Source organism: Opitutus sp. sgz309028 (assembly GCF_059821195.1).
Genome location: NZ_JCAMRR010000005.1, coordinates 144,166 through 164,941, shown reverse-complemented (window position 1 = coordinate 164,941; position 20,776 = coordinate 144,166). Strand labels below are relative to the sequence as shown.

Here is a 20,776-nt window from a genome sequence, read left to right as displayed (position 1 = left end):
GTAAACTCCGCTTTCCCGATCAGGTTAAAGTCAAGGCGCGGTAGCCAAGTGGTAAGGCCGAGGTCTGCAAAACCTCTATGCGCCGGTTCAATTCCGGCCCGCGCCTCCAATAATCGACTGCCGTTTTAGCAACGGGTTATGAGACTCGGTGTCCTCTTGGGACACCAAACGGGACACCAACCAAGATGGTGACTCCCGTAGGACTCGGCACGGCCGGCGTTAACTCGCCCAGTGCTCCCTAAAGGTCCGGAAGTCGTTTCGGCTATTGTAGGCGTTTGCCTGAAACCGATTCGGGCGTGGCGACGCGCTCGCGTAGCCGCTCGGCGTCGACGAATCCGGCGAGTGGGCAAAGCTTATGACCAGGACATTCCGGTTTCACGAAGCCGGTGCTTGGGGCACTGACACGTTCCATGAACCGGACGTCACCGTACACCTCCTTCCGGTCCTCGGGCGATGCGCCTGCGGGCATGTCGCTTGCATCGAGGTGTCGCCAGGGATCGAGCATCGGCGACGGGCGTCGGGGCCGCGGACTTCGGTCCGCCGACGGGCGATCACAAGTTCCGCCGCCCGACCGCGGTGGACGCTCCGGACGCGCACGCTGTCGCTAACTTTTGAATACGTGACGGGCGGCTCCCGACTTCCTTTCCGCCGCCCGCCTCACCCGAACTGTTTCAGAATCCCATGCCCTACAACTTCACTGAATCGCAACGACTCTTCGCCCGGGCTGGCCGGTCCATCGCCGGCGGGGTCAACAGTGGCATCCGAAAGCTGGAGACACCGGTGCCCGTCTATTTCACGCATGGCCGCGGCGCGCGCCTGTGGGACGTCGATGAGAACGAATACATCGACTACCAGATTGGGCAGGGGGCGATCCTGTACGGCCACGCGCCGGCCGGCATGGCCGACGCCATCGGCGCCCAGGCCCGGCGCGGAACGCATTGGGCGGCGCAGTCCCTCCTCGAAATCGAAGTGGCCGAAAAGATCCAGTCGCTCATCCCTTCCGCCGAACTGGTTCGCTTCAACAACTCGGCCACCGAGGTGGTCGGCGCGGCGCTGCGACTCGCGCGGGCCCACACCGGCCGGCCGCTGGTCCTCAAGTTCGAGGGTCATTACCACGGCTGGGCGGACGAGGGTCTGGTCGGCTTCGCCCCGCCCAGCAATCAGTGGGGCCCGCCCGAGGCGCCGACGAGCCTGCATCCCAGCCAGGGCGTGATTCCGGAAGTGCTGAAAACCTTCGTCGTCGCCCGCTGGAACGATCCCGACCACCTCCGGCGCCGCGTGCAGGAACACGCCGGGAAAATTGCCGCCATCATCTTCGAACCGGTTCTCTGCAACACGTCATGCATTGTGCCGGACGCCGCGCTGTTCGCGACCATCCGTGAACTCTGCGACCGCGAGGGCATCGTCATGATCGCCGATGAGACCATCACGGGATTTCGTTTCGGGGGCGCGGGAGCGCAAGGCTTCTATGGTTTCTCCCCCGATCTCACCGTGCTCGGCAAAGCCGTCGGCGGCGGCACGCCTTTCGCCGCGCTTGCCGGCAAGGCGAAGTTCATGGAGAAGATCGTCAAGGGCGAGATCGTTCACGCCGGCACGCTCAACGCGAATCCGCTCTGCCTCTCTGCTAGCAAGTGGTGTCTCGATTTTCTGATCGGCCGCGGCGCGAATCACCCCCGCCAGCTCATCGCGCATGGGCAGATGCTGATGAACGCGCTCACGAAAACCGCGCAGGAGCACGGCATTCCGTTGCGGCCGCAGGGTCCCGGACCGGTTTTCCACACCACGATGCTCAAGCCCGGCGCAGCGGAAGGACCGATTCGCGACTACCGCGACTACGTGACCCGTCACGATGCTCTGCGCTGGGCTCATTTGCGGCGCTGTCTGCTCGAGGAAGGCGTGCGCGCGATCGAACGCGGTCTGTGGTTCGTCAGCATGGCGCACACCGATCAGGATCTGGCCGACACGCTGCCCCGAGTGGAGCGCGCCTTCACACGCCACGCGGCGACGTGGGCCGGGCCTCGCTGAAAACCCAACTGCCGCTGCCATGGGCCACCGCATTCTCCTCGCGGGTCTCTTTCATGAGACACACACGTTCCTGGACACAGGGACGTCGCTGGCGGATTTCGCGGTCGCGGCCGGCGACGACCTTCTCGCCAAGCAGGGCGACGGTTCGCCCACTGCGGGCTTCCTCGAAGTTGCGCAAATCCGGAAATGGGAGGTGCTGCCGACGATCGACCTTCGGGCGATGCCGGGCGGACTGGTGACGGCGGACGTGTTCGACTATTTCTGGACCGAGTTTTCCGCCCGCGCCCGGACGTTTCTGGCCGGCGGCATCGACGCGATCTTCCTCGTGCTCCATGGCGCCATGGTCGCGGAAGGGCAACCCGACGTCGAAGGCGAGCTCCTGGAACGCATCCGCCAGCTGCCCTGGGCACGGGAGCTCCCCCTGTTCGCGGTGCTCGACCTGCACGCCAATCTCTCGCCTCGCATGGCGCAGCATGCGGATTGCCTCGTGACCTATCGCGCCAATCCGCACACCGATGCGGCGTTCACCGCCCAGCGCACCGCGGAGTTTCTGCATCGCTGCCTGACGACCGGGCAGCGGCCCCGGACCGTACTCCGCAACGTGCCGGTGGTGTGGGCGCCGCCCGGCACCGGCACCTCGGACGATCCGATGCTGACGCTGACCCTCATGGCCGAAAAAGCGGAGGCGGTGGACCGGGACATCTGGGCGGTGAGCGTGGCAGCCGGCTTCGCCTTCGCCGACACGCCCGATACCGGCGTTGCGATCATCGCGAGCGGCCTCGCCGGGGAATCGCGATTGATGGCCTGCGCCGACTCCCTGGCGGTCAAAGCCTGGGAATTGCGGGCTCTCGGCGAAATCAGGTATCCGGATGTTGCGGACACGCTGGCGAGGTTGGTGCCCATCACGGACGGCCCCGTCATTCTGGTCGAGCCTTCCGATAACATCGGCGGGGGCGCGCCTGGCGACGGCACCGGCATACTGCGGGCGCTGATCGCGCATGACGTGCCGGATTCGCTCGTCGTGCTGAACGATCCCGACGCCGTGCGCCGGCTGGCCTCCCTTCCGATCGGGGGAGAAATGCGCGTTCCGCTCGGCGGCCGCGGTTCGCGGCTCGATGCCGGTCCGGTGACGCTGGAGGTCACGCTGCTCTCGCGCAGCGACGGCCGTTTTGAGCTGGAAGATATTCACAGCCATCTGGCTTCGATGGTCGGCCGGAACGTCGACATGGGCGCATGCGCCGTCGTGCGTCATCGCGGGATCACCCTGCTCCTCACGAGCAGGAAAACGCCGCCGTTCGATCTCGGCCAGTTGCGCAGCCAGGGCATCGAGCCGACCGCGATGAAAGTGATCGGCGTCAAGGCGGCCGTCGCGCACCAGCGGGCCTACAATCCCATTGCCCGCTCGAGCCATTTTGTCGAAACGCCGGGCCCCTGCTCGAGCCGGCTGGATGCTTTTACCTTCCGCCATCTCCGCCGGCCGGTGTTTCCGCTCGACGCCGAAACCCAGTTCCATCCCCGCTCACTTCATTCCCATGCCGATCGAGTATCCACTTCTTCCTGACACGCCAACCTCCCACCTGCCCTTCAGTCCCGCGGTGATCGTCAACGGGCTCATCTTTGTCTCCGGCCAGGCTTCGGTTGACCGCACGGGACAGATCGTGGCGGACACCTTCGAGGGCGAATTCCGCCGGTCGGTGGAGAATCTGCGCATGGTGCTGCGGGCGGCCGGCAGCGATCTCCAGCACGTGGTGCAAACACGCAACTACGTCCGCGATCCGGCCAATCTCGCGGGCTTCAATGCGCTTTATCGCGAGTATTTCTCCGCGCCGTTTCCCGCTCGCACCACGATCACCGGCTGCCTGCCACCCTCCCTGCATTACGAGATCGAGTGTGTCGCCGTGCCGGCGAACAGCTGAACCGTTTCCAGATCCCACCGATGAAAATCATTCGCTACCTCGATCATTCCAACATCACGCGCCTCGCCGCCGAAACTGCCGACGGCCGGCACCAGGTGATCGCGGGAGATCTGTTCGGCCGGCACGAACTCACCTCCGAGTTTGCGGAAGTCGCTCAATTGCTCAGTCCGGTGGTCCCGAGTCAGATTCTCGGCATCGGCTTGAACTATCGCCATCATGCGGCCGAAAGCGGCATGAAAGAACCGCTCCATCCGGTCCTGTTCATGAAAGGGCTGAACACCGTGCAGCATCCCGGGGCTCCGATCGTGCTGCCCCGGAAGCTTCCGAGCACCGGCGTCGATTACGAATGCGAACTCGCGGTCGTGATCGGTCGCGCCTGCAAGAATGTTTCCCGGAAGAACGCCTTCGACTACGTGCTCGGCTACACCTGTGCCAACGACGTGTCCGCACGCGACTGGCAGATTGGACACGGCGGAGGGCAGTGGTGCCGCGGCAAAACCTTCGATACCTTCTGTCCGCTCGGACCGTGCCTGGTCACCGCCGACGAGATCCCCGATCCCGGCCAGCTGAAAATCCGCACGGTCCTCAACGGCGAAACCGTACAGGACTGGACGACCGGCGACATGATCTTCGATGTTCCGGCCCTCATCGAATTTCTCAGTGGCAGCACCACCCTGCTCCCCGGCACCGTGATCCTCACGGGCACGCCCCACGGCGTCGGCATGGCGGCAAAGCCAAACCCACGCTGGCTTAAAGCCGGCGATTACGTGAGGGTCGAGATCGATCGGATCGGGACGTTGTCCAACCCGGTGATCGAAGAGCCGTATCCGCGCTGACCTCACGCCGCGGCGCCCAACGACCAGGAGCGCACACAACGCCTCGGACTTTCAGCCGCTTTCCCGCAGTTGCTATCCCATTTCATGCCGTCTTCACGCGCCACCATCCTCGTCATCGGATGTGGTTCCATTGGTGAACGTCATCTCCGCACGTTTCTCGCCACCGGCCGCGCAGAGATCGTGGCCTGCGACACCCGCCCGGAGATCCGGGCGCTGATGAGCGAAAAATACGGCGTCGTGACGACGGGAGACTGGTCAGCCGCTCTCCAGGATTCGGCGATCAGCGGCGTCGTGATCGCAACCCCGGCCCCGCATCACGTGGCGATCGCCACCCGTTGCCTGGAGGCGCACCGGCACGTATTGATCGAAAAGCCGCTCTCCCTGGACCTGTCCGGGACGGAGCAGCTTGTCGCCGCACGCGATCGCTCCGGCCGATTCGCGGCGGTGGCCTACGTTCTTCATTTCGTTCCGGCGCTGCAGGCCGCACGGGATTTTCTGCGCACGGACAACTTCGGAACCATCCGTCATGTCGCTGTGAATACGGGCCAGCATTTCCCCTTTTTCCGCCCCGCCTACCGGGACATTTACTATCGCGATCACGCGCAAGGCGGAGGAGCCATTCAGGACGCGCTGACCCACATGGCCAACGCCGTGGAGTGGATCGCGGGGCCGACCTCCCGCGTTTACTGCGACGCCGCCCATCAGGTGCTCGACGGAGTGACGGTGGAGGACACGGTCAACGCCACCGCTCGCAACGGCGACGTGCTCGTGAGCTATGCGCTGAACCAGTTCCAAGCCTTGAACGAGACCCGTCTCGATTTCCACGCGGAGACCGGATCCGTCCGGGTGGAGCTCAACGCCCAACGCTGGGGAACGCTCCGGCGCGGCGAATCCGACTGGAGCTGGCAGGCCCTGCCGGCGACCGACCGCGACCAGATGTTCGTCGCGCAGGCCAATGCCTTCCTCGAGGGATGCGAAGGCCGGCCCAACGTATCGTGCACGCTCGAGGAGGGCGTGCAGACCCTGCGGTTCAATCTCGCGGCCCTCCGCTCCTGGCGGGAGGGCCTTCCAGTCACCTTATGAACAGCGCCCCGCCGGCTCCAGGTCCTGAATTTTCCCTCGCGGGCCAAGTCGTCGTCCTCACCGGCGGCGCCGGGTTATACGGCCGCGGACTTGCCGCCCAGTTGGCCGAGGCCGGAGCCCTGCTCGTTCTCGCCTCGCGGAACGTGAAGGCGCTGGAAACGGTCGCAGCCGAGGAGCGCGCCCTCGGCCGAACGGTGCACGCCTGCTTCCTGGACCAGGCTGACGAAGCTTCCATCCTGGCGCTGCGTGATCGTGTGTTGCACGATTTCGGTCGCATCGACGGCCTGGTCAACAACGCGGTAGCCCGCCCGATGCAAAGCGCCGACGCGCCTCTCGCCGACTGGGAGGCGTCGATGAAGACGAATGCCACGGGGCTTTTCGCCATCACCCGTGCCTTCGGCGAAGCGATGGCCGCCCGCGGCGGTGGCAGCATCGTGAACATCGGGTCGATCCAGGGCATGGTCGGCCCGGATTTCTCGCTGTATGAAGGGTTGGAGATGCACGCGGTGCCCGACTATTTCTTTCACAAGGCGGGCATGATAAATCTCACCCGTTTTTTCGCCGCCCGCTACGGCCCCCAAAATGTGCGCGTGAACTGCCTGTCTCCGGGCGGCTTCTTCAGCGGCCAATCCCCGATCTTCGTCGAACGCTATACGCGAGCCACGTTTCTGCGCCGGATGGCCGGCGACCGCGATCTAGGCGGTCCCGTGATCTTCCTGCTGAGCGAGGCCGCCCGCTACGTGACCGGCGTCAACCTCCCCGTCGACGGCGGCTACACCGCGCACTAGCCGTGCTGCCGGAACCGACGATCCTTTATCCCGGCGGGCCGGCGCTCGGCCCCATCAGCCTGGGCGGGGCGACCTTCGGGCGGGAGATCGACGAGGCGGCGGCATTCGCCCTCATGGACCACGGCGCCGCCTTGGGCATCACTTTATTGGATACGGCGGCGACCTACTCCGACGGCGTCTCCGAAAGGATCATCGGGGCCTGGCGCGTTTCGCGCCGGATCGGGTCCGACACGCTGGGGGTGGCGACCAAGATTTATCCACCGTTCACGCCGGACGCGATCGACACCGCCGTCACCGGTAGCGCCAGGCGTCTCGGGGTCGACAGCATCGACCTGCTCTACTTGCACCGCTGGCACGAGACGGCGTCGACCGTCTCCGCTCTGACGGCGCTCGACGGACTCATCCGCGACGGACGGGTGCGCGCGCTCGGCGTGAGCAACTTCAACGCCGTCCAACTCCGCGCCATCCTTGCGCGCCAGCAGGACCTCGGTCTTCACCGTGTCCGCGCCATCCAGAACAACAACAATCTCGCCGTCCGCGACGTCGATCCCTCGCTGCAGGAACTTTGCGCCGCCGGCCAGGTGGCGATTCTCACCTACAGCCCGCTCGGCGCGGGTTTTCTCACCGGCAAGCACCAGCGGGGCGTGGAACCGGGATCCCGTTTCGCGGTGTCCCCCACGCATCAGGACGTGTACTTTCATCCGGTTGCCCAAGGCAGGCTGGCCAGGCTGTTCGCCGTGTCCGCCAGGACCGGGCTGCCCGCGGCGCATCTCGCGCTCGCATGGGCGTTGCACCGGCCCTACACGGCCAGCGTGGTGATCGGCGGGCGGATGCCCGCGCATCTCGACCAGGCCTGCGCGGCCCTGCGATCGAACGCCCCTGCGATTTTCGCTGAACTCGAATCCGTTTGACGGATACGAGCGACTTTATCGGCGGTTTCCCGCCGGGTCGCGCTGCAGCCCGACAAGCTTCGTCCCGATCCAGGCCACCGCCACCGTGGTGCCCGCGGAAAAGAGCGAGACCCAGAGGTTCGCCAGTGTGGAATAGGCGACCCAGATGCCGAACAGGCATCCACCGATCATGGCGAACGTGAGCGCCGCCCCTCGCACCTTCAGACCCGAAACGGTGCAGAAAATACATCCGAGCAGCGGCCCCAGAAAGATACCATAGAAGGCGTTCATGATATCGAAGAGCGATCCCATGCCATCGACGAAACCCGCGATGACGGTGGCCAGAATCCCAATGATCGCGCTCGTGCCCCGGGCATACTTCAGGAGCTTTCCCGCCGGCACTCGCTCGGAGAACGGGATGAAGTCGTTGAGCAGCGAGCCGGAGAGCGCATTGATGCCACTGGTGATGCTGCTCATGGTGGCCGCCAGAATGGCGGCGATGATCATGCCCATGAACCCGATCGGAAGCTGCGACGCGACGAAATAGGGAAACACCTTGTCCGCATCCGTCGGCAGGGAGGAATCCGGATGCAGGTTATACCAGGCGCCAAGCATCAATCCCACCGCCGACAGCATCAGGAGCACGAGCGTGGTCGTGAACATGCTGGTGCCAAAAGCACTCGCAGCGGATTTCACGCTGCCTGAAGCGAGGTAACGCTGGAGCGACATCTGGTCGGCGGTAAACGAGCTCATGTTCTGCATCGTGCCACCGATCGCCATCGCCCACACCGTCATCGTGAGGGTCAGGTCGAACGACCAATTGAGCTCCAGCAATCCGCTGTTCGACCGCAAGTAGGTCGATATCTGAGTGAGCGAGATGGGGATCTTCACCAGCACGAAGACGATCGTCACCAACAGGACGGCCATGATGATGAGGAACTGAATGGCGTCCGTGATGATGACACCGCGGATCCCGCCGATCACCGTGTAGACCGTACTGGAAAGCCCAATGACGAGGATCAGCGGCCAGAACCAGTCGGGCCCAAGATTGCAGCACGCCATGACCACCAGCGCCGGAGCGTAGATCAAAGCCGCCATCCAGCATAACCGGAGCAGAACGAACATGGCGGATGCGGTCAGCCGGGTGGTCCTGCCGAAGCGATGTTCGACAATGTCGTAGGGGCTGTTCTGGGCGTGGGCCAGATACCGGGGGAGAAACCAGAATCGCAGCGCGAGGTAGGCTGCCGGATAGCCGGCCAAGGCCGTCAAGGCCGTGATGCCATAGGTGTAGATTACGCTCGGAAAGGCGACGAAGCTCAACGCACTGAAGAATGTCGCCCCGAGACTCAGGCCCACCACGACCGTTCCGATCACCCCGCCGAATCCACGCTGGGCGGTGAAGTAGTCGTTGATATTGTCCTGCCGCCCCCGATAGCGGATCCCGACAGTCACGATGGCCGCTATATAAATGAATATGATCGAGCTATCGATGAACGTCATGAGCAATACAGGATTGTCTGGTTGGGTTTCATCGGGCCACCTCCGCCGCCGGATTCCAGGACCAGACGTGTGGCGTTCGCACCGCGGACATGATTTCGCCGGATACAAGGATCCATTCGTCGGCCCAAGGAACGGCCGGAGAGGTCACCACCGGATCGGGCCATCTGCCGGGAAGCGTTTGCCACGCGCCGGTGGCGACATCGTAGTAGATGATGTCGTCCGGAACACGGGTATCGCGAGGCTGTTTGCCCACGAGGCGTCCGTCGACACCTCCAAGAACGTATATCCGCCCAAGCGCGGTTGACACCGGCGACGGCGACGGCGCGGCGATCGCGGAGCGCGGCAGGTCGGGCAGCTTGGTCCAGCCTTCCGCCGGGTGGTAGCGATAGGCGTCCGACAGATAGGTCACCTGCGGCTTGGCGTCGTGGCCCGCAACGATGGAGATGCCACTGAACAAATACACCGAGTCGCCCAACGCTGCCATCACCGCCTGGCCGCGGGACGGTCCTGGCCACGCGGGCAGTTCGGTCCACCCGGCGGCCGGATCACGCAAATCGAGCCGCCAGAACCCCGCCTGACTGAGGCGCGGTGCACCCGCGGCATAACCGGACGCGACGTAAACATGTTCGCCCAGCACGGCCGCGACCGGACTGGTCGTGGAGGAAGGCAGCGACGGCGCGGGCGTCGTGACGACCCGGCGGCCGTCCCATTGCATCCAGAACGAATCCGCGAAAACCTTGTCGGCGTTCTCTCCGCCGATGACGAGCACACCTGCCGGGACGGACACCACTGCCGCATAGCCGCGCGGCTCAGGCAGGTTCCCGGCGGCCCGCCAGGCGTGCTCGGACGGCTGATACACGTGGACATCAGCATAGGTGCGCTTCTTCCCGCCTTCCCAGGGGGGACGCTCGGGGAAATTTGTCCCGCCCGCCGCGATCAGCACGCCATCGTGCCGGCCCGCGAGGATGCCGGCGACGCCGATGTCGCCAGGATAAGGAGGCAGCTGCCGCCAGCCGGCAGGAGAAGAAGTCGACGAAATAGACATGATGGGCAGGAAAGGATCCGCCGCTGCGGCGACAGCGGGCCAGCCCGCGAAGAGAGATCCGACCAGGAGCCGGGAAACACCGGTGAAGGCGGTTGAGTCGGAAAACATGCGGAGGCTTGTGGTCGAATCAGGGGTCGGAGTCGATGGGATGACGCGGCTGGGAAACCAGACGGGGCAAGGCAGCGTCTCTGGTCGCACCGGTCCGCCCGTCAGACCCTGCCGAATATATGATTCGGCAGGGTCGGCCCGCCAACGGGCAGGTTCACAGCTGCAATTGAATGTTATCCTGAATCCGCGCCTAGAACGAATATTGGGCGCCGAGACGGATCGAACGCGGACGCTGCACCTGGGCGAGCGAGGCGACAATCGAGGATTCGACGCCATCCTGATCCATCACGTTGCTGAGATTGGCCTGAAGCCTCCACCGCTTGTACGAATAGCTGGCAAACAGATCCAGCGTGTCGTAGCCGTCGGTGAAGAACGAATTCCCGTTCTCACCCGCACGTTTGGCGATGGTGACAAATGCCGCGCCGAGCGAGAGGCGGTCGAGCGCGCCACCCGTGAAGGTATACTTTCCGACGAATCGATAGTTGATGCCATTCTGTACATTTCGTTTGTACAGGCCGTTCGGATTCTTGGAATCCACGTCCGAGACGGCGAACATGAACGAGAGGTTCGGGCGCGGCTGCCAGGCGATGTCCGCCTCCCAGCCCTTGGACACGCCGGTTCCGATTTGCAGGTAATCATCCAGGCCGAGTTCCGGGATTAACACGCGAATCGGGAAGTTGGTATTCTCGTTCTTGAACACTGACGCCGTCATCACGATACCCTGCTTAACCAACTCGAGCTTCACTCCGACTTCGTTGGCCGTGCCTTCAATATCCTTGAACGGGATCCCGGAGAGCGTCGTGCCGGCCTGCGCCGTGAAGGTTTCGGAATAATTGTAGAAGAGCGAGACACCGTCGTAGGCTTTCAGGGGCTTGAAGACGAGGCCGCCCTTAAAGACCCAGTTGTTGGTCGTGCGCGAAGCTGACCTCACGCCGGTCAGGTAGTTGGTGCTGCCATTGTCCACCGCGTGATCGTAACGGGCGCCTCCAACCAGGATCAACCGATCGCCAAACAGGAACAGGTTGTCCTGCACGCCGAAGTTGAACGCTTCACTGGAGCCGCCACTGCTCGATGCGAGCACCGGATTCGAGAAGAAACCTTCGACGTCGAAATAGACGGGATTGATTACACTAAACTCGAAGCCTGCCGGCAGCGAATAGTTGTAGGATTTCGATCGGGAACTGGTTCCGCTCATTTGACTATAAACAAGCAGCTTGTGTTTGACGGGGCCGGTGGAGAAATCTCCGACGATATCGAGGTAGCCGCCATATTGCTTGCCGGTGCCGGGACCGGCATTGCGGGCGGTGAAACTCGACAGCCGGATGTCCGTCCAGTTGGTGTCGCTGAACTTGGGCTGCGAAGCGTTGACCGCGGTGCCCGTCTTGCCGAGCAACGTGCCCGCGGCATCGTAGAACGAGTAGCCCAGCGGGATCATCGCAAACTCGGAACCCGACTGCTGATCGAATCGGCCCACCAGGCGGAGGTTCCAGGTGGACGCAGTTCCCTTCAGCTGGGTCTCGAAGCCGGCCTCGAAGGAATGATTCTCGCGCGTCGCGACCGGGCGCAGCGGAACCGATAGGAAATCGGACCCGAGAAACGAGGAGGGCTGGCCCGCGCCGTCATAGAACCAGTTGGTGCCTTCATGGCCGGTCTCGATATCCTGGTAGCTGTAGCGCCCCCAGGCGCGTCCGACGCCGTTCTTTGGCGAGAACGAGGTGTAAAGGTAGATCGCCTGCTTGTTGTCGACCGCTCCGAACTGCGTCTCGCCTTCGCGAGCGACGCCAACGACACGATAGGACAAGCCGCTGCCGCCGAGCGGTCCGGTCGTGTCGAATGATCCCTGCACCGTGTTGCCGACGGAATCGAAGGAGGTTTTCAACGTCGTCTGCTGGAACGGCAGCGGACGCTTGGAAACGCGATTGATCAGACCTCCGAGGGAATGCGAGCCATAAAGGGTTCCGGCCGGACCTTTCACGAACTCGATGCGGTCGAGGAACTCGATCTCGATCTCGGCCGTCTGCCCGCCGGGCAATCCGTCGAGGAAGTTCGCGCCGTTGTTCGGACGCACCTCCTCGCCCCGGATCGTCACGACGTTGATCGTGCGGGTGGAGGCCGGAGCCACGCCACTCGCAAACTTGAGGATGTCGAGACCGTCCAGCGCACCGAGATCGTCCATCAGCTCCCGGTTGAGAATCACGATGGAGTTCGGAGTGTCCGTGATCGCCAGGTTCATTCTGGTCGCTCCGAGTGCGTTCGTGGTTCCGTAGCCGATCGGCTTGGAATCGGACACGTCGAAGGTGGGCAGAACCGTAACCTCGGCGGCGGTGGGCGACGGGGTCGTTTGCGCAGCAAGCCGCAGCGCGAGCAGGAGGGCGCACAAGCACACTCCGTATATGGTTTTATTTTTCATCGCTTGGTGGGATTGTATGTGAAGTGAACCCGACAACGTGGTCACTCTGGTGCGCTGAGAATGCAGATGGCGGGCCAGCGACAAAGGTCATCTCTTGGTAACATCTGTTGCCCGGTGGCCGGCTTTCATCCGCCATCGTCGCTCGGGGCGCCTTCACCTCTTCCCCCCGTTTTCCCTCGTGAACGGCACCCACCGCGCCCGCGGAGACGGCGCCCGAACGAAGTATCCCACGTTCGGATACATACGTCCATCGCCGCGTGGGAGAAAGCGCCGGTCGCACGCCCGTTGCGATAACGGGCAGCGCCCCGCCGGAGTCGTCGCGCGCGTCATCCTCCGTAGCGACCGTCAGCGTTCGCCGAACGATCCCCGCAATCGAATAACGTTTCATGTCGGATGAATCAGGGCCGATGACCGGACGCGTCAGAGCGCTTCCCGGCGTCACTTCCGGCGATGATCCGTCAATCACGCCCCCACTCGAGCTCGAGAAATTTGAACGGTTCGTCGCCGATCGTCTTGTAGCCGTGACCGACATGGCGCGGTGCAAAGACGATGTCACCCGATTTCACTTCGACGGTGTTCGCACCGATCTCCACGAGACCTTTGCCGGAAAGAATCACGAAGCATTGCTCCCGGTCGGGATGAAAGTGCCAGCGCGTGCCGCCTCCGGGATGATACTGGGAAAGCCCCACGCGCACGAGTTGCGTGTTCGCGGTGAAGGCGCGGCCGGTCGTGATGTCCTTGCTGTAGAGCAGCAGCGAATTGCTCGCGTTCACATGCCCGGCGCCGAAGCTGACGATGGAAAGGGCGTTGCCCTGCTGCCGCGCGTTGGGCGCCACCGTGACATAACCTTCGCCACCCGTGTGCGCCAAGGGGCGCAGTTTCTCCGACACGACAAAGGCACGGGGATTCGCCGGAGCGCGGACTCCTTTTTGCCGCCAGTCCGCCCGCAGCACCCGGGCGCCCTTCTCCCCCACCGCCGAGAAACCGCGCTCGAGCCCGAGCGACACAAATACAATTTCTTGCGGGCCCGCCTGCATCGTTGTTCCGCCCGCGGTGAACTCCAGGTTTCCCTCCAGAACGATGAAGATCTGTTCGCTGGCATTGTCGCTCACCGCGTGAGGCGAGACGCCTCCACCCGCCGCGATCTCGAGCAGTTCGACGCGCGCCATGCTGGAATTCGAGTCGTGCTTCCGCTCCGGCAGATCGTCGGGCGCCACCAGCAGCGCGGCGCGAACGTTATTATAGAACTGCGGATCGGCCGGCTCGGACCAAAAATATTTTGTTTCGTTGAACAGAAGCCCGCTATCCGGATCCGACGTGTAGGCCATCGCCATCACCGGCAGCCAGAGCAAAAGAAAGACGATGCGCGCGATGTTCATAAAAGCAGGATGAGGGGTGGGAAACGCGGCCGGGGTGCGACTGAAGCCCAGTCGTTCTCCAGGTGGAGTTGCCCGCAACGCCCGAGAACCGGTCAAATGTTTTGCCCACCACCGGATTCTGTTCGCCGCGGGTTACCGCGAATAGTTTTCCGCCACGATCCGGCGCAGTGACGCGCCGCCTCCGCTCACCGCCCCCTTCGTCCCCTCATGCGCCCTTCCCTGATTCGCTCCCGCCTGCGTCGGAATCTCCCTGCCCGCATCGCGTGCATGTATTATCCCACGGCGATGATGCCGAGTCACGCCGCCCGCGCGGGCTTCGATGCCATCTGGCTCGACGCCGAGCACAACACATGGGACCGACGTGAGCTCCAGCGACTGATCGCGCTGCACCACCTCGCCAACATCGACTGCATCGTGCGCACCGGCAGCCGCAACCCAACCGATCTCTATCATCTGCTGGAGGACGGTGCTACGGCCTTGATGATTCCGCTCGTGGACACGGCTGCGGATGCCGCGGCCTTGGTCGCGGCCGTCAAGTTCCCCCCCGCCGGGCAGCGCGGCCTCGACGGCGCCGGGCTGGACAACGACTTTTACCTTCCCGGCACACTCGCCTATCCCGCCGCCGCCAACGCGGAATCGCTTCTCATTCTCCAGATCGAAACGCCAAAGGCTCTCACCAATCTCGACGCGATCGCGGCCACGCCAGGCGTCGACGGTCTTTTCATCGGCCCCGGCGACCTGGCGCTTCGACTCGGTTGTCCGCTCGACTGGAACCACCCCGAGATGACCGCGGCCGAGGACGCGGTCGCGGCGGCGGCGGCGAAGCACCGGATCGCCTGGGGGCGCCCCGGCGGCACCGCCGAGCAGATCAGCCGCATCGCGAGCAAAGGCGGCAGGCTCATCGCCCACGGCAGCGATTTCGGCGCTGTCATGACGATGCTGACCAGCTACGGAAACACCTTCGCCGAGGCGCTGAAGTAACGCCGTTCGTTCCCGTCGAACGCGCGACTCGGATCGGGCAGGTAATGTTACCAGTGCAGCGCGCTGGCCGCGAGGAAGTGAACGCTCACGCTCAACACGGGCCCGCGCTGCCGCCTCTGCGGCAAATCGCGTCGGCCTTTCATTCCCCTTGAAACTCCCATGAATGTCCGACGCCTGCACTTCCTTTCCACTCTCGCAGCCGGCGTGCTGCTGTCACCGTCGGCAGTCGACGCCGGGGACACCCGCGCTTCGTGGACGGACACCGGCGCAACTTTCGCGGCCGGCACGCTCGGTGAATCCGGCCAGAATCTCTATATCAATCGGCGGGGTGAACTGGAAACCATCCGTCGCTACGACCTCGACGGCAATGGACATCTCGACCTGCTGTTCAACAGCACCCACGATATCTTCAACGCGATTCCCGCCACGCTCGCGACGATGCAGGGACCAACCCTGACCACCGCCGAGCTCGCCGTCGATGGTAGCAGCCGCGTGCTGCCCCGCGATATGAATGCCGACGGATATGTGGATCTCGTGTTCATGCCCAATCACCAGAATGTACAGCAGCAACGCAGCTCCCTCATGATCGCCTGGGGCGCGCCGGACGGCTGGACAACCAATCGGCTGACTCGTCAGCTGCCGGTCGATTCCGTGACCAGTCTGGCCATCGGCGATCTTAACGACGATGGTTGGCCGGATCTTCTCACGCTGAATGGCGACGGCTGGCTCTTCGGACAGCCCGGGGGAAAAATCGTCCGGGTCTATTGGGGAAGTAAGACGGGCTTCCTGCTCACGCGTTATCAGGACATCGGCGTTCCCGCGGCGGTGGAGATCGCGACTGGCGGATTCGGCGCCCGGCGCGAGTTTCCCGCCGTCGTGCTCACCGCGTCCGGCGCGCTGCACTTCCTCGGCTACGATGCGCAGGCGAAAGCAATGCGTGTCGCCACGACCTTCGAGACCTCGCTCACCGAAGCCACCAAAGCCCAGGCGCTCCTCCCGCAGGCCGTAGCGCCCGATGCTGGCGACACGCTCTGGATCGGCACGAACACCCGATCCCTGGTTCAGGTCGCGACCAACAAGGCCAAGCCCTCCGCGCAAATCCTGGAGTGCGCGCCGGCCACCCATCTGGCCATCGGCCGGCTCGATGACGACGAGTGGCCGGATCTGATCCTGACCGATCTCAAACTCGTCTATCCCTCCGCAAAATCGGCGACACCCGCAGCGACCTCCGTACACGTGCTGTGGGGACAGCCGGACGGCGTCGACGCAGCACATCCTGTTTCGCTGCAGATTCCGAACGCCTCGGCGGCCACCGTCGGCGATCTCAACGGGGATGGACACGGCGATCTCGTCGTCGCCGTTTTCCAAGGCACCGAATCGCTCAAGGCTTCCTCTCGCGTCTTCCTCGGCCAAGGCGGACGCCAGCTGACCGCAGAGGGTCTCGCCGTCGCGACCGAGGGTGCCCAAGGAGTCGCGATCGCCCGCCTCACGGCTGACGCGCCGCCGGTCGCCGTGTTCGCCAACAGCCAACACCGCACGCTCGACGATGCCGTACCCCTGCGCCTCTACTGGGGCATCCCGGGCGGATTTTCGCGCGACACCTTTGTCGATATCCCAAATCTCAGCGGCTACAAATCCAGCGCGTCCGATCTCAACAGCGACGGCTACGTGGACCTCATCGTCATCAACGGCGGCGACATCTCCGAGGACGCCGCCGCGCGCGCTCCCCATACGGGCATCAACATTTACTGGGGCGGCGCCAACGGCAACATGAAGGGCCCGGGGCCGACCCGGTTCGACTTTTCGCGACGCCAGATCCTCCCGGAAAAACACCTGGGTTCGATCAACGTCGCCGATCTCAATCGCGACGGTTATCTCGACCTCGTGCTGGGGGCTTTCGAATCCGCCAACTCTCCCGACACGCAAATGATCATCTACTACGGCAGCGCCGACGGCCTGTCCGCGGCGCACCGCCACGCCGTCGACGTGCCGGGTCGCTCCATCGGTTGCCTCATCGCCGATTTCAATCGCGACGGCGAGCTCGACATCGTCATCGGCTCCTACACGACAAACCAGGTGATCACCTTCTGGGGCAAGGACGGCCGCTATGACAATCGGAACCAGACCATCCTGCCCTATCCGGCGCCGATCGATCTGGAAGCCGCCGACTTCAACGGCGACGGCTGGCTCGATCTGGTCGTCGCCAGTTACGAAGATACCGTCGCGCATCACCACGATACCGGCTCGAGCATCTTCTGGGGCGGGGAAAAAGGCTGGCATCAGTCGGCGTCGCAGTGGCTGCCGGGCATGACGCCGGTCGGAATTGCCGTGGCCGACGTGGATGGCGACGGCTATCTCGATTTCATCTCGCCGCACTATCATGGCGAGCTCTCCCGCGAACAGCTGCCCTCCTATATTTTCTGGGGCTCGGCCGAAGGATTTGCCGCCCGCCATCGCACCTCGCTGATCGTCGACTCCGCGTCGGAAGTGATCGTCGCCGACTTCAACGGGGACGGGAAACGGGACATCGCCTTCGCCGCCCATTCGATCGACCCCGGCCATCTGGTGGAGTCGCCGGTCTTCTACAACGACGGCAACCGCTTCAAGTCTCCAGAAGTTCAATACCTTCCCGTCGCCGGTCCCCACTACACCTGGGTCCAGGATATCGGCAACATCTCGCACCGCCGGGACGAGGAGACCTTTACCTCTCGCGTATTCGCTTTTTCCAATACGGCCGCCGGAGGCAGCATTGCGGTGGATGCGACGACGCCCCACCGCTCCCATGTCTCGATCCAGGTGCGCAGCGCCGCCAGCGAAAACGCACTCGACGCCGCTCCGTGGCGGGAAGCCAGGGAAGGCGCCTTTCCGCTCCTCGCCGGCGACCGCGCGGTTCAATACCGCCTCACGCTTCATAGCGCCAATGCCGACGCCTATCCCATCGTCCGAAAGGTCTCCGTCTCCCTGAAATGATCTCCCGCTCTCTTTCCCCATTCCGTCTGACCTGCGTTTCGCTCGCCCTTGGCGCAGCGTCCCTCTCCGCCGCCGGTTCGAATCCGCGCTGGCAACTCGACTCCTTTCGCGCGTTTTCGGAAGGCTCCTTTCCCGATGCCGGCGTGAATGTCTACGCGGCCGCCGATGGCACGCTGCGCCTGATCAATGCGTTCGATCTGAACCAGGACGGGCGTCCGGATATCTTCCTGCCGGCGAATCATGCCTACGGGGAGAAAGTGGATCTCTCCATTTATCTGGATCAACCGGGCTACAGCGCCGCGCACGTCCTGCGCCTGCCGACAGAGGGCGGCAAGGACGCCGCGGTCGCCGATCTCAATCGCGACGGTCATCCGGATCTGGTCATCGCCAACAGTTTCGACGGCACGCGCAACGAACTCGACGCCTGGATCTATTGGGGCGGTCCGGAGGGCTACGCTCCGGCGCGCCGCACCCTCCTGCCCACCCAGGGCGCCGAAGCCGTCGAGATCTCGGATCTCAACGGCGATGGCTGGCCCGAAGTCGTCATCGCGAACAATGGCCGCACCTATCACGTGGCGGTCGACCGGATCCAGCAGTCCTATATTTACTGGAACGACGAGGGGAAATTTACGCCGGCGCACAAAACGATTCTGCCGACGATCAACGGTCGCGATGTCGCCATCGGCGATCTCAACGGCGACGGCGCGCCGGACATCGTCCTCGTCAGCCAGGGGAACGAAGCTGGGGAGGCTGGCGCCCGGATCTTCTGGTCACGCGACGGCGCGTTCGACCTCGAGCACAGCCTTTTTCTCCCTGGCGAAGGCAGCAGCGCGGTGACGCTGGGCGACCTCGATCGCGACGGCCGCCCGGAGGTGGTGCTGGTGAACAGCGAACGCCTGAAGGGCCGGGAAGGCGGTATCTACAACATCGTGGATACGGTCCAGCTCGACTCCTTCATCTACTGGAACTCCCCGACCGGGTTCTCCGCCCGCCGCACCGGCCTCCCCACCGTCGCGGGGAGCGACGCCGCGATCGCGGATCTCGATCGCGATGGCTGGCCGGAGATCATTTTTGCAAACGGCCAGGGCGACGCCTCTTTCGTCTACTGGGGCTCCGCGGAGGGTTTTCAACCGCGCCGCCGGCTCGCCCTCCCGACGCACAACGCGCGCGCCGTCCTCGCCGCCGATCTGCAGAAGACCGGCCACGTCGACCTCGTGTTCGCGAATTTCAACCTCGGCCGGACCTTCGACACCCCTTCGTTCATCTACTGGGGCGGACCCGATGGCCCCACGGCGACCCGTCGCGAGGAGCTTCCGACCTCCGGCGCCTCCGCCGTGATCGTCGCGGATCTGACGCGTCAAGGACGAAGCGACCTGATCTTCATGAACAAGCAGGATGGCACGGGCGCCGAAACCCCGGCCAGCCTCTATCTGTCGGATCCGTCCAATCCCGCCGTGTTCTCGGCCGACCGTAAAATAGAAGTGGATACGCAGGGACCGGATTCCTATTCCACGGCCGACGTGAATCTCGACGGCCATGCCGACATCATCGTGCCGGGCAGCGACGGCGTATCCATTTACTGGGGAGGAGAAAAATCCTTCCAGCGGGCCCAGCGCACCCCGGTGTTCGGCCACTACGCCTTCTCGACCCGTCTCGCCGACTTCAATCGCGATGGATACCTCGACCTTCTGCCCAGCGAATGGAGTCCGGGCTCGAAGGAGACGCACATTTATTACGGCGGTCCGGGCGGGTTTTCCACCGCCGCCCGCACCTCCCTGCCGGTGGGTGGCATCCGTTTTCACACGATCGCGGACTTCAACGGAGATGGCTGGATCGACGTGGCTTTCCCGGTGTTCAACGAGGAGAAAGTCACGATCTTCTGGAACGGTCCGGACGGTTTCGACGCGGACCGACGCACCGATCTGCCCGGGCGCTCGTCGGTCGCGCTCGAGGTGGCCGATCTCAACGCGGACGGCCAGTTGGATCTCATCGTGCCCAATCTGTTCGACAAGAATCCCCCACCCGACAGCAAGTCCCGCGCTTTCGGCGGATCGCCGGACGGCGGGGTGTTCATTTACTGGGGCTCGCGCGACGGTTACTCGACGGCTCGCCGGACGGTGTTGCCCGCCATCGGTGCGGAGGACGCGGCGGTCGCCGACCTGAACCGCGACGGTCGCCTCGATCTCGTGATCACCGCCTATCATGGCGGCACCCGACGGGATTTCCCTTCTTACGTCTACTGGCAGGGCCCAAACGGTTTCACCCCGGACAACGTCACCATGCTGGAAACCTATTCTGCCTCAGGCGCGATGACCGCGGACTATAACGCCGATGGCTGGATCGACATCTTCTTCGCGAATCATCAACGCAACGGCAATCATCACACCGAATCGTTTCTCTACTGGGGCGGTCCCGAAGGCTTTTCTGCGGAGCGCCGCCTTGAGCTCCCCTCACGCGGCACGCACCTGATGACAGTCACGGATCCGGGCAACATCTACGATCGGGCGACCGCCTACCGCTACGTTTCCCCGGCGAAGGAATTCTCCGAGGCCAGGCAACTCCGATCCATCGACTGGAAGGCGGATACACCCGCCGGAACCGCCGTAAGTTTCCAGGTTCGCTCGGCCGCTTCGCCGGACGACCTGGCTCGGGCCGCATGGCAAGGCGTCGACGGATCGGCGGCACCTTTCACCCAGCCCGGGCCGGCGCATCTGCCCCTCCATGGACCGTGGGTGCAGTTTCAGGCCATCCTCGAAAATCCCGGCGGCGGCCTGCCCGTCGTGCGCGCCGTGAGCATGGACTTCGAATAGGAAAACTGTTGCCCGGGGTTGCCGTGCCGGAGACG

General features: G+C 64.0%; 14 protein-coding genes and 1 tRNA gene. 11 read left to right on the top strand and 4 right to left on the bottom strand.

Features of this window, described 5'->3' with window-relative positions; all coding sequences use genetic code 11:
* Window positions 1-34 precede the first annotated feature (34 nt).
* The 8 genes from AC6RV7_RS18945 (at window position 35) to AC6RV7_RS18910 (ending at window position 7,559) form a co-directional block, all read left to right on the top strand.
* Window positions 35-109, top strand: a tRNA-Cys gene (locus AC6RV7_RS18945).
* A gap of 572 nt (window positions 110-681) precedes the next feature.
* Window positions 682-2,025, top strand: coding sequence for an aspartate aminotransferase family protein (locus AC6RV7_RS18940; protein ID WP_500095764.1), 1,344 nt, complete (start codon window positions 682-684; stop codon window positions 2,023-2,025).
* Window positions 2,026-2,044: 19 nt separating this feature from the next.
* Complete coding sequence (locus AC6RV7_RS18935) at window positions 2,045-3,586, top strand: M81 family metallopeptidase (RefSeq protein ID WP_500095763.1); 1,542 nt, start codon at window positions 2,045-2,047, stop codon at window positions 3,584-3,586.
* The gene (locus AC6RV7_RS18930) at window positions 3,558-3,941 is read left to right on the top strand and encodes a RidA family protein (protein ID WP_500095762.1); all 384 of its coding nucleotides are present in this window, start codon (window positions 3,558-3,560) and stop codon (window positions 3,939-3,941) included. Before AC6RV7_RS18935 ends, AC6RV7_RS18930 begins: the two co-directional genes overlap by 29 nt.
* A 20-nt stretch (window positions 3,942-3,961) precedes the next feature.
* Window positions 3,962-4,777, top strand: a complete 816-nt coding sequence (locus AC6RV7_RS18925) for a fumarylacetoacetate hydrolase family protein (protein WP_500095761.1) — start codon at window positions 3,962-3,964, stop codon at window positions 4,775-4,777.
* Between the two features lie 84 nt (window positions 4,778-4,861).
* On the top strand, window positions 4,862-5,860 hold the full coding sequence (locus AC6RV7_RS18920; protein ID WP_500095760.1) for a Gfo/Idh/MocA family protein: 999 nt from the start codon (window positions 4,862-4,864) through the stop codon (window positions 5,858-5,860).
* Window positions 5,857-6,648 (top strand): SDR family oxidoreductase, encoded by a 792-nt coding sequence (locus AC6RV7_RS18915; RefSeq protein ID WP_500095759.1) that lies wholly within the window; start codon window positions 5,857-5,859, stop codon window positions 6,646-6,648. The genes AC6RV7_RS18920 and AC6RV7_RS18915 overlap by 4 nt, the downstream gene beginning before the upstream one ends.
* A gap of 2 nt (window positions 6,649-6,650) precedes the next feature.
* On the top strand, window positions 6,651-7,559 hold the full coding sequence (locus tag AC6RV7_RS18910) for an aldo/keto reductase (protein WP_500095758.1): 909 nt from the start codon (window positions 6,651-6,653) through the stop codon (window positions 7,557-7,559).
* Between the two features lie 15 nt (window positions 7,560-7,574).
* On the opposite strand, the gene AC6RV7_RS18905 is transcribed toward AC6RV7_RS18910, so the two are convergent.
* The 4 genes from AC6RV7_RS18905 to AC6RV7_RS18890 all read right to left on the bottom strand — a co-directional run bounded on the left by AC6RV7_RS18905 (window position 7,575) and on the right by AC6RV7_RS18890 (window position 13,980).
* Window positions 7,575-9,038, bottom strand: coding sequence for a sodium:solute symporter family transporter (locus tag AC6RV7_RS18905; protein WP_500095757.1), 1,464 nt, complete (start codon window positions 9,036-9,038; stop codon window positions 7,575-7,577).
* A gap of 28 nt (window positions 9,039-9,066) precedes the next feature.
* Window positions 9,067-10,083 (bottom strand): hypothetical protein, encoded by a 1,017-nt coding sequence (locus tag AC6RV7_RS18900; RefSeq protein ID WP_500095756.1) that lies wholly within the window; start codon window positions 10,081-10,083, stop codon window positions 9,067-9,069.
* Between the two features lie 298 nt (window positions 10,084-10,381).
* Complete coding sequence (locus AC6RV7_RS18895; protein ID WP_500095755.1) at window positions 10,382-12,601, bottom strand: TonB-dependent siderophore receptor; 2,220 nt, start codon at window positions 12,599-12,601, stop codon at window positions 10,382-10,384.
* 458 nt (window positions 12,602-13,059) lie between these two features.
* On the bottom strand, window positions 13,060-13,980 hold the full coding sequence (locus AC6RV7_RS18890) for a cupin domain-containing protein (protein ID WP_500095754.1): 921 nt from the start codon (window positions 13,978-13,980) through the stop codon (window positions 13,060-13,062).
* A gap of 207 nt (window positions 13,981-14,187) precedes the next feature.
* Here AC6RV7_RS18890 and AC6RV7_RS18885 point away from each other — a divergent pair, with 207 nt between their 5' ends.
* From AC6RV7_RS18885 to AC6RV7_RS18875, 3 genes are all read left to right on the top strand, one after another.
* Window positions 14,188-14,961 (top strand): HpcH/HpaI aldolase family protein, encoded by a 774-nt coding sequence (locus tag AC6RV7_RS18885; RefSeq protein WP_500095753.1) that lies wholly within the window; start codon window positions 14,188-14,190, stop codon window positions 14,959-14,961.
* A gap of 159 nt (window positions 14,962-15,120) precedes the next feature.
* Window positions 15,121-17,931, top strand: coding sequence for an FG-GAP repeat domain-containing protein (locus AC6RV7_RS18880; RefSeq protein WP_500095752.1), 2,811 nt, complete (start codon window positions 15,121-15,123; stop codon window positions 17,929-17,931).
* Window positions 17,928-20,741 (top strand): FG-GAP repeat domain-containing protein, encoded by a 2,814-nt coding sequence (locus tag AC6RV7_RS18875; protein ID WP_500095751.1) that lies wholly within the window; start codon window positions 17,928-17,930, stop codon window positions 20,739-20,741. Before AC6RV7_RS18880 ends, AC6RV7_RS18875 begins: the two co-directional genes overlap by 4 nt.
* The last annotated feature ends 35 nt before the right edge of the window (window positions 20,742-20,776 follow it).